Raw genomic sequence first — 12,042 nt, 5'->3', positions numbered from 1 at the left:
GCCTACAACGGCATCCAGGACGACGGGGAGCCGGGCCTGGCCGACCAGGCCGTGTACCTGACCCAGTGGTACTACCTGCCCTACGCCGATCTGAACGGCAACCAGGCCGCCGACGGCGCCGCCGATGCCTTCCGCTTCACGGTGAACGCCGAGCTGGCTGAGCTGGCCGCCAAGGATACGCTCTCCGAGGAGGACGCCGCCCGCGTGGCGGAGCTGGCCGAGGAGGCCGGCGTGCCCGCCGAGGCCCTCGAGGCTGGCGACTTCGAGCCCGCCTCCGACGGATCTGGCTTCTGGGTGCGCAACCTCGCCTTCGGCACCGACAAGATGACGAGCCACACCGTGAAGGTGCCGGTCATCGATCCGGTCACCGGCGAGCAGGCCACCGATCCGGTCACCGGCCTGCCGGCCGAGGAGGACCAGGTGAACCCCCGCTCCACCGATGCGTGGAACGTGGAGGGCGCCCGCGGCGTCATCGCCGTGAAGACGGCCGACGCGCGCCACTACACCGAGGCCGTCACCGAGGGCACCGGCGACGATGCCGTGGACGTGGAGGTGGACCGCGTGGACGAGAGCACCCGCGGCGTGTACACCTTCGACAACCTGCCCGCGGCCTACACCGCCCCCGACGGCGGCCACTACCTGGCCAGCTACCGCGTGGAGGTGGGCAAGCGCCTGTTCACCACCGGCGACCAGACCGTCACGGCCGACGACGAGCAGTGGCTGTTCACCCGCTACCACAAGACCCTGCCCGGTGCCGACGGCTCCGACCCGACCGCGGCCTACGATGTGGATTCCGACGCCGAGGGCACCCTGGGCAAGAACGGCGGCATCGCCATCACGGCCCAGGACGAGGTGCTGACCCTGGACGGCGGCGCCCACGCCGGCGTGCGGTCCCATTCCGGCCACATCATCCTGGCCGGCGAGGCCGAGAGCGTGAAGCACTCCAACATCGACCCGGATACGGCCGCTCGCGACCTGCAGGCCTCCAAGGTGACCGTGCCCCTGGCCGACGTCGTCAACAAGACCGTCGACGACACCCCGGGTGACGACGCCTACGTCATGGCCGACGGCACGAAGGTGCTCGTTCCCACCGACCGCTACCTCACCTACGACTGGCTGACCTACCGCACCCTGAAGAACGACGACGGCACCGATGTCATCGACCCGGCCACGGGCCTGCCCAAGAAGATGGTACGCGGCGGCGACGCCGGCGAGATCAAGCCGCCCACGCAGAAGATCACCGGCGTGGTATTCAACGACGCCGACAACGACGGTATCAACGGCACCGTGAACGCCGGCGAGGGCGATGAGGCCGCCGACGCCCCGGTGAAGGGCGCCCAGCTGACCCTGGAGCGCTTCTACACCTTGGCCGAGGACCTCGGCACCGACGAGGCCTCGGTGGCCGGTAACGGCTGGCACGCCGATCCCACCTGGTCCACCGCTGCGGAGCAGGCCGCCTACGAGGCCGACCGCACCCAGGGCCTGGCCGGCGACAACCACTACGGCGCCTGGGAGGCTCCCGAGGAAGGGGAGGACGAGACCTGGTACCGCGAGGTGACCGATCCCACCGACGGCACCGTGAGCTACGCTGCCTACAGCGAGGCCGACCTGGCGGCCCTCTTCCCGGCCCCCATGACCACCGCCGAGGTGTACCGCCAGGTGGTGGCCCCGGCCGTGGGCGTGAAGGGCGTCTACGAGAAGGTGCTGCTCATGCAGTACGCCAACGGCGTCATCTGCCCGAAGATGGAGGTGGAGACCTACTACAAGGAGACCGCCGGCACCTACGAGGCCTACGACGAGGCCGAGCTGGCCGCCCTGTTCACCGATAAGGTGACCGAGGTTGAGGCCTTCGCCTGCGTGGCCGATGCCGAGGTGGACGAGAACGGCGACGAGACCAAGCCCGCCGAGTACGCGCCGGTGACCCTGGTGCTGAACGAGTACGGCATTCCCGTGCCCGTGAAGTCCGAGGTGGACGGCACCCACAACGCCATCACCCTGGCCGACGGCTCCTACGAGTTCACCAACTTGAAGACCCAGGGCTGGTTGCCGTTCAAGGACGGCGTGGCCGTGGCCGACGGCACCGAGGGCGCCGAGCCCAAGCTCGTGGTGTTCGGCTACCGGGTGCGCCTGACCGAGGCCGACTGGTGGAACCGCTACTGGGGCACGGCCAAGTACCTCCAGGGTTCCTCCTACGCCGCCGATGCCGAGGACTGGAAGGCCGACTCCGACCTGGTCCACGCCGACGGCTACCTCATGAGCGGCACCGCCGCCGAGGGCGATTCGTCCGAGTACACCGTGCTGCTGGACGTGAAGGCCGGCGATTCGCCGTCGGTGAACCTGCGCCGCGCCCTGAACCCCGACAACCCGAACCAGAACAGCCATGACCGCTACGGCGATAACGACCGCTACGACGGCGACCCGGTGGAGTGGGTGTACACCACCAACGCCGCCGCGGCCGCAGCCGGCGGCGCCGCGACGGCCGCTGAGGCCGCTGCGGCCGACGATGGCGCGGGCAAGTTCCGTCCCGTGCTCGCCTTCGACCTGGCCCGCGGCGCCGACCGCGCCGGCAACGACGCCGGCCTGCGCGTGCCCGTGCAGCAGAAGATCGGCGGCCGGGTGTTCCACGACGCCGACTACGACGGCACCCTGGCCCGCACCCGCCAGATGAACGCCCTGCCCGCTGCCGAGGCGCCCCTTGCGGACGCCGAGGCCGACGGCGAGGGCGACGGCGAGGGCGGCACCGCTCCGACCGGCGATTTGGGCCTGGCCGGCAAGCGCGTCATCCTGAAGCAGTGGTACTGGGCCCCCGTGACCCGCACGGTGTACAAGAACGCCGCCGGCGAGGTCATCGACGAGGCCGATGCCTTCGTCGACGAAGACCAGACCACCCTGGCCGACGGCGTGACCGCCGAGGCCGTGACCGCCAACGAGTGGATCCTGAACGGGAACTTCGGCAACGACGGCTACACCGTGGCCGAGGGATCGGTGACCTACCGCACCGAGACGGTTACCCGTCCCGACGGCTCCACCGAGGACGTGTCCGTGGTGGATACCACGACCGACGAGGCCTACGCCGAGGGGCTCACCACCATCATCCCGAACGCCACCTACCTGGAGGGCGTGGGCGTCACCGTGCTCACCGACGGCGACAGCACCGCCGACGACGGCAGCACCCTCACCGTGGCCGGCGACTACCTGTTCGATCGCCTGCCCACCCGCTTCGTGGCCGCCCGCCACGGCGACATCATGAGCGAGCCGGAGGACGAGGACGAACAGCCCGTGGTCGTGGACCCGAGCAACCTGGCCGTGCCCGCCGGCGAGTACCTGGCCGGCTACACCGTGGAGGTGCTGGGAGGCGCGGTGGATACCACTAACGCCGAGGCCATCCCGGGCCTGCCCGCTACGCTGCTGCAGACCGACGATGCCGACGACGCCATGAACTCCAAGGCCGTGAGCGCGCTGGCGGCCAAGGGCTCCCATGAGCAGAACTTCGCCGACTACACCGACGGCAACTATCCCGTGCGCATGAACGAGCTGACCGTTCAGGTGACCGACGACGCCGGAGCCACGGTGAAGGCCGCGCTCGACGGCAAGATCGTCCTGGCCCGCCAGGCCGAGGCCCAGCCGACCGCCGGCGACGGCGAGCCCACCCGCGACGCCGCCTCCGGCGCCCGCGCCGATGCGGCCGCCGCCACGTCCCGCGGCACCCAGCCCCAGTACTACGTGAACGAGACCCGCGGGGCTGAGGCCGCCGGCTCTGCCGCCGGCGCCGAGGTGGCCGCCCGCGACGAGAACGGCCAGCCGGCCGACCAGACCGTCATCTACGACTGGTCCTGTGGCCGCGACGAGACCCGCATGCACGCCGGCTTCGGCGAGTACGGCTACACCGCCATCACCGGCAAGGTGTGGCGCGACCACAACTTCGACGGCATCCTGAACGTCGGCGAGGAGCCGGTGCCCGGCCAGAAGCTGTCCATCACCCAGTGGTTCTACGTGGACGATGCGGCCCTCATCGAGGCCCTGGCCGCCGACCCCGAGAACTTCACCGTGGACCGCATCGACAACGTCATCACCCGCAACCCCGACAAGACCCCGAACGAGACCGTGAAGGCCGCGTGGGTCCACGTGAAGACCGCCGCCGAGAAGCAGGCCGCCTACGACGCCGAGGTTGCCGAGGCCGGCGCCTCGACCATCGACGTGGCCGATGTGCGCACGAGCTTCTCCCGTCCCGACTCCGTGACCGACGCCGCGGCCGGGGCCTATGCCTTCGAGCAGCTCCCGAGCTTCGTGTACCTGGGCGGCAGCTTCACCGCCGCCACCGAGGGCGACGAGAACACCCCGGGCACGCCGGCCGCCAACGACCTGTACGTGCTCCAGCCCAACGACACCGACCTGACCGGCGCCCTGGAGGCCAACGAGGTGGCCCTGGACAAGCTGTACCTGGCCTCCTACCGCATCACCCTGGCCGAGGTGGCCCCCGACTTCAGCCTGACCACGCCGCACGTGGGCGTGAACGTGGGCGACAAGACCCTGGGCGATATGTCCGCCATCACCGTGCCCGGCCTGGAGGGCTCCGACTCCGACGCCCTGCGCCCCGATCCGGCGGGCGACCGCGTCATCCAGATCGTCGACGAGTACTTCGACAACTCCTGGATGGGCGAGGGCACCTTCGACGAGTACGACAAGAACACCGAGGACAATTACAACAAGGACGACCGCGACGAGGCCGACGAGAACAAGAACAACGCCAGCTTCTGGCGCACCGACGGCTATGTGATCGTGGCCGCCCGCGGCGCCGACGGCAACCGCTACAACGACGCCGGCACCGAGCGCGATGCGGCCAGCTACCAGTACGAGCAGATCTACAACGGGGTGCGCTACGACGTGCCGCGCCCGCTGTTCGCCCAGCGCGGCGGCCACGCGGGCCTCGTGAAGATCCCGCGCACGAGCCTCACGGGCCGCGTGTGGGACGACACCGGCATCTACAACGCCGACGGCACCTACGACGTGTCCTGCGGCTACAACGGCGTGCAGGACGACGGCGAGCGCGGCCTGGCCGACCAGACCGTCTACCTCACCCAGTGGTACTGGGCGCCGGCCGGAAGCACCGCCTTCGAGGCCATCGCCGACACCGAGGCCGACTTCGTGGCCGCCGACGGCACCGTCACCTCCGTGGCCGCCGCCGATGCCGCCGACTTCGTCCCCGGCGACGACTGCGTGGGCGCCTGGGTGCGCAACAGCCTCTTCGGCGCCGACACCTACACCTCCAACAAGTACGGCGCCCGCGCCGACGGCGAGCCTGTGGAGCCCATCATCTACGACGGCAACGCCGCCGCCCAGACGCCTCTGGCGAGGGTGAACGGGGTGGAGGGCGCCCTGGCGGCCACCACCAACGAGGACGGCCAGTGGCTGGCCGAGAACCTGCCCACGGTGTTCGTGAGCGACGACGACCAGTACTACCTGGCCGCCTACCGCACCGAGCTGGCCGATCTGTACCGCGAGCCGGCCGGCAACGCCGCCGACGGCACCGACAACCAGTGGGTGCTCACCCGCTACCACCACAACGGCGACGGGGCCGAGCTGTCCCGCGTGAACGGCACGGCTTCCGTGACCGACGACTCCGACGTGGCTGCCGACCTGTCGGTGACCGAGCGCACCGGCATCGCCGGCGGCATGGTCATCGCCGGCCGCCTGGACGCCGCCACCTGCGGCCTGGCCTCCGAGGGCACCGCCGTGGACGGCACGGCCGCCACCCGCACCACCCGCGGCTTCAAGGGCCAGACCATCCTGGCCTGGGCCGCCCAGGATACGACCACCAACGAGGCGGGCGAGTACACCCACGCCAATGCCAACGCCTTCGTGGCGCTGCCCGCCGGGGCCGGCATGGGCACGGGCGCCGAGGTGTACGACTGGATCATGGATCCCGAGACCGCCACGGTGACCGACCCCGACACGAACGTGACCACCGAGACCGTGGTTCCCGTGGAGGCCGGCGATGTGGGCGAGACCCAGGCCCCGCGCCAGACCATCAGCGGCCTTATCTGGAACGACACCGACAACGACGGCATCTACGACGGCCCGGCCGCCGACGGCAGCGCTGCCGGCGAGCCCGGCGAGGCCGATCGCGCCCTGGCTCTGGAGCGCTGGGCCATTACCGCCGTGCAACAGGCCGACGGCTCCTTCGCCGTGGCCGACGGCGCCGCGTGGGAGCGCGACCTCACCTGGGCCGACCAGGCCGCGTGGGATGCCTACGACGCCGACCCGACCACGGGCCTCGGCACCCGCGGCACCACCACTGACGCCGACGGCCGCTACGAGTTCTCCGACCTGCCGAGCCACCGCTACAACCCGGCCCAGAAGGTGGAGACTCCCTTCACCGATCCCGATACCGGCGAGGAGAGCGTGCAGGTCACGGTCATTCCCGCCTCGGTGACCATCTACGGCTACCGGGTGCGCCTCATCGACACCGACTTCTGGGAGCGCACCATCGGCGCCGCGAAGTACCGTATGGGCGACGACTGCACCGTGGACTCCGACCTTATCTACACCGACGGCTACCTGAACGCCCCGGGCGAGTACGACGTGCTCCTGAACGTGGTGACCGCCGAGTCGCCGCGGGCGAACCACGCCATCGTGCCCGCCTCCGGCAACGCCAACCAGAACAGCGCCGACCGCAACGCCGCGGCCCTCTACGAGAAGGCCGTGGCCGCCGGCGACGCCGCCACGCTCACCCTGCCCGAGGCGGTCACCGACCGCAACGGCGGGGCCCTGGCCGGTGTGGTGGACGGCTCCGGCTACGCCGTGTCCACCGACGACGGCGCCCGCTTCACCTACGATTTGGGCCTGGGCGCCGACCGCGCCTCTTCCGACGGCGGCCTGCGCACGCCCGTGGCCAACAAGATCGCCGGCGTGGTGTTCAACGACACCGACTACGACGGCACCCTGAACCGCACCGAGCCGGTGCTCGACGGCGATGGCAACCCGGTGCTCGGCACCGACGGCAAGCCGGAGACCACCCTGGTGCGCGAGCCCGGCTTCGAGGGCAAGAAGGTCATCCTCAAGCAGTGGTACTACGTGCCCGGCGAGGGGAATGCCAAGGGCACCTGGCAGCTTAACGAGAACTTCGGCAACGACTACTACACCCGCGCCGAGTTTGGTGCCACGGCCACTACCTCCGCGGCCGCTTCCGCCCTGTTCACCATTGCCGGTGCCACCTACGATGCCGCCCGCAAGGGCGTGTGGGTGACCACCGATACGGCCGGCGACTACCTGTTCGACCACCTGCCGGCCCGCTACACCGCGGTTCGCGCTACGGTGGACGGCGTGAAGCAGCCGGCCCGCGAGTACCTGGCCGGCTACACCGTGGAGGTGCTCGGCAACGACGATGGCGCCGCCCAGTCCATGAACGGCCTGCCGGCCACGCGCCTGCAGGTGAATGCCAACGGCCAGGAGAGCTGGACCATCGACGGGGACGCCGACCGAGTGAACTCCCAGGCGGTCTCCGCCGAGACCGCCGCCGAGGGCGCTCTGGTGCCCGACGTCTGCGCTGCCGGCAACTACCCGGTGCGCTGGAACGAGTACACCTGCCAGGCCGAGGCCCCTGCGGCCGACGGCGTGAGCGCCCCCTTCACCAAGGCCACTCTGGACGGCCGCATCATCCTGGCCGCCCCGGCCGAGGGTGAGCTGACCCCCGCCGTGAACGCCAACGCCACTGCGGGCCAGTACCGTGTGACCACCACGGGCCTGTGGAAGAACGACGGGGCCGCCGACGACACGGACGTGCCCGTGGACTTCGACTTCTCCGTGGGCCGCGACGAGGTGAGCCTGAACGCTGGCTTCGGCCTGTTCGGCACCACCACCGTGGAGGGCACCGTGTGGCAGGACGACGACTTCGACGGCCTGTTCGAGACCGCCGACGGCGAGCACGGCCTGGCCGACATGAGCCTGACCCTGACCCAGTGGTACTACGTGGAAGGCACCATGGAAGGGGAGGGCGACGCCGCCCACTTCGTGGCCGACACCGGCGAAGTGGTGCCCGCGAACGCCACGGTGCGCCCCGTGCGCGGCGACGGCACGAACGCCGATGCCGTGGTGGGCGCCTGGGTGCGCGTGGACGGCTTCAACGGCGGCGGTGCCATGACCGCCGTCACCGATGGGGCCGGCGACTACGCCTTCTCCGGTCTGCCGAGCTTCGTCTACGCCCAGGACGGTGCCAACGCCGGCATCTACCAGCCTGGCGAGAAGCAGGCCGCGGGCCGTCCCGACGAGAATAGCGAGAAGGTGGACACCGACAAGCTCTACCTGGTGAGCTACCGCCTCGTGCTCTCCGAGATCGCCCCGTCCTTCTCGCTCACCAAGACCCACGTGGGCATGAACATCGAGACCGATACCGTGGACGGTGCCGGCAACCTGACCACCACCTCCAAGCCGGCCGATCATCCCGGCGCCACCGACGGCACCGGCACCGGTACCGACGGCCGCGAGGACGCGGACTCCGACGCCATCCGCAACCCCGCCGACGAGATCGAGCTGCGCGAGGAGTTCTTCGACGGCGTGCTGGCCGCCTGGCGCACCGACGGCTACGTGCTCGTGAGCGATCATGCCCTGCGCGGCGACGGCCATCAGTACGAGCAGGCCTACGGCAGCGGGGCCACCGGTTCGGTCGCCTACGACGTGCCCGATCCCATGGGTACTCAGCGCGGCGGCGACGCCGGCCTGTACGCCGTGCCCCGGGCCGACATCACGGGCCGGGTGTGGAACGACATCGACCCGACCGACGGCTCCGCCTCGCCCAACACCTACAACGGCATCCAGGATCCCGACGAGGTGGGCATCGCCGGCGAGACGGTGCTGGTGACCCAGTGGTACTGGGCGCCGGTGGACGCCGCGGGTGCCGTCGTGGATGCCGACAAGGCCGTCCGCTACGCCTGGGTGCAGAACAAGGAATTCGGCCGCGACCGCTACACCTCCAATATCGACGGCGCCTACCAGGCCGGGAACACCGCCCTCGTGAAGGCGGGCGACGTGAACCCCGCCACGGGGGACGTGGAGGTGCTCACCCCCATCCTCCTGGACGGCAACGCCATGACGCCGCTCAAGTACGTGTACCGTGTGAACGGCCACAGCGTGGATGCCAAGGGTACCCTGTACGAGCTGGGCACCAACGGCGACGGCACCGTGGTGACCGAGGCCGATCTGGTTCCGGGCGTGCTGGCCACCACCACCGGCGACGTGCGTGAAGTCACCGGCGAGAACGGCGAGGTCGTGAAGGATGCCGAGCAGCTCGGTCTGTATCACTTCGCCAACCTGCCGACGGCCTACGTGACCGACGACGACCAGTACTACCTGGCCGCCTATCGCGTGGAGCTCGCCGATGTGGAGCACACCGAGAACGAGGACGGCACTGACAACCAGTGGCTGCTCACCCGCCACTTCCAGGGCGACGACCGCCAGGCCGACTCCGATGCCGACGACATCACCAACACCGGCATTGCCGGCATCAAGGTCATCGGCAGCTACGATGAGGCCGGCGTGCAGGCGCGCGCTAACGACGGCCAGGTCATTCTGGCCGGCACGCGCGACGGCGGCAGCCTCATCACCGGCGGTGCCACCTCGGGTTCCAAGTCCGTGGTCACCGTGCCCGCCGGCCAGGCCATGGACACCGACCGCCTGGTGGCCTACGACTGGAGCCGCACGGCCCCGGCCACGGCCGACGGCAAGGTGACCGTGGACGAGAACGGCGTGACCCGCGTGGCCGGCGGCGACGTGGGCGAGGTGCAGGCCCCCATCGACGATATCGAGGGTCGCATCTGGTACGACGACGACAACGACGGTCTGCTGACCGCCGACGACCTGGACGACGAGCCCGGCACCGGCAAGGACACCCTGGCCGCCGGCATCGAGGTGACCCTCGAGCGCTACTACGCCATCGTGACCGCCGACGGCACCGTGGCCGCCACCGACTGGGTGCGCGACGACGCCCTGCCCGCCGGCGTCGATGCCCTGGCGAAGTCCGCTTGGGCCTCTGCCGACCAGTGGAAGGCCTACGACGCCGACCCGACGGCCGGCCTGGGCGCCGCTGCCGATCACGGCGACGGCATCGCCCGCACCCTGGCCACCGGCGACGACGGCGTCTACCGCTTCGGCGGCCTGAAGACCCAGGAGTGGGCGCGCCTCACCCACGAGGTGGACGGCGCCACCGTCACCGAGGATGTGCAGGTCATCTACGCCTACAAGGTGCGCGTCACCGACGCTCGCTGGTGGGATCGCTTCTTCGGCACGGCCAAGATGCAGGTGTCCGGATTTGCCGGCGACGACTACGACCACGATTCCGACCTGGTGTTCAACACCGGCTACCTCATGGGCGCCGACGAGTACGACGTGCTGCTCCAGGTGGCCGACGACAACTCGCCAGCTTCCAACCGCCGCTTCGCGCCGAACTCCAAGAACCCGAACAACGGCGAGGACGAGGCCGCGGCCGAGGCCGGCAAGCCGGCCAACGAGGTGTCCGACGTGACGAGCGCCACTCGCCGCTACGACATGGCGTGGGGCATCACCCGCGTTCACAACGACGGCGGCCTGCGCGTGCCGCTGTTCCAGAAGATCGGCGGCGTGCTGTGGCGCGATGCCGATGACGCCTTCACCGCCGCTGCCGCGACCGACTACGACGGCATTCGCGACGAGGGCGAGCCGGGCCTGGCCGGCAAGCGCGTTATCCTGAAGCAGTGGTACTACGTGCCCAGCGAGGATGGCGCGACTGGCCAATGGATCCAGAACACCGACTTCGGCAACGACAACTACACCCAGGCCGAGTTCGGCGCCACGGTGACCGCCGCCGGTGCCACGCTCACCACCATCCCCGGCTCCACCTACGACAGCACCGAGGGCGGTATCTGGCTGCTCACCTCTGACGGCAAGACCGTGGTGGACAACGGCGACGGCACCACCACCGAGACCGTGGATGCCGCGGCCGTGGGCTCCTACCTCTTCGAGAAGCTGCCCACCCGCTTCGTGAAGGCCCACAAGGGCCATGAGCTGGGTACCGAGTACCTGGCCGGCTACACCGTGGAGGTGCTCGGCAACATCAACGGCGCTTCGGTGGAGCCCGGCCAGAAGGCCCAGGCCGTGACCGGCCTGCCGGCCACCTTGAAGCAGCAGCGCCCCACCGACGGCACCCGCGACGACGACGTGGTGAACTCCCAGGCCGCCAACATGACGGTCTCCGCCACCAGGAACGTCGACGGCGATCTCAACGGCAACTATCGCCTGGCCTGGAACGAGGCCACCGAGCAGTCCACCTACGGCACCGACGAGGCGGGCAACGCCTTCACCAAGCACACCATGGACGGCAAGATCATTCTGGCCGGCGTGGCCGAGGCCAACAGCCCGGCCGCCTCCACGGTGACGACCCGCACCTCCGACGACGCCGTCAATCCCGGCGCCACGGTGGCCTTCGACTGGAACCTCGGCCGTGACGAGCGCAACCTCGACGGCGGCTTCGGCGCCTATGAGACCGGCAAGATCACCGGCACCGTGTTCCAGGACAAGAACGTGGACGGCTTCTACAGCGAGAAGGACGTGAACGCCAAGGAGACGGGCGACAAGCCGGTGGCGGGGGAGACCCTCCAGCTATCCCAGTGGTTCTTCGTGCCCGCTGGCGATACGCTGGCCGACGGCACCGACACGGCCGTAGCCCTCAAGGCCGCGGGCTTCGAGTTCGACGACACCGCTTCCGACGACGGCATCTGGTTCAAGTCCAAGACCTTCAGCTACCGCACCAACGTGGCCGATCTGCCCCTGGTGGACGTGAAGGGCGACGACGGCACCGTGACCCAGCAGCCCGCCACCCTGGATCCGCGCGTGGCCGTGGATGCCAGCGGCTGGTTCGAGGGCACGGTATCGGGCTTCAACCCCTACGCCGCCGATCCTGCCCAGAGCGCGGGCGACTACCTGTTCGAGGAGCTGACGAGCTACGTCTATGTGGACATGCTCACCCAGGGCGAGGGCGATGCGGCCACCACGGCCCTCTCCGACATCCAGCCC

General features: G+C 70.0%; 1 protein-coding gene (cut by both window edges). It reads left to right on the top strand.

Every position in this 12,042-nt window falls within one protein-coding gene, locus F8D48_RS11595, for an SdrD B-like domain-containing protein, read on the top strand. The gene is 73,920 nt long; 47,202 of those nucleotides lie to the left of the window and 14,676 to its right, leaving coding positions 47,203–59,244 in view (codon 15,735, complete, through codon 19,748, complete); the first codon wholly inside the window starts at position 1. Both the start codon and the stop codon lie outside the window.

Source organism: Adlercreutzia muris (assembly GCF_008831045.1).
GTDB lineage: Bacteria > Actinomycetota > Coriobacteriia > Coriobacteriales > Eggerthellaceae > Adlercreutzia > Adlercreutzia muris.
The sequence above is the reverse complement of the archived record's forward strand: the minus strand, read 5'-3'. Positions and strand labels throughout refer to the sequence as shown.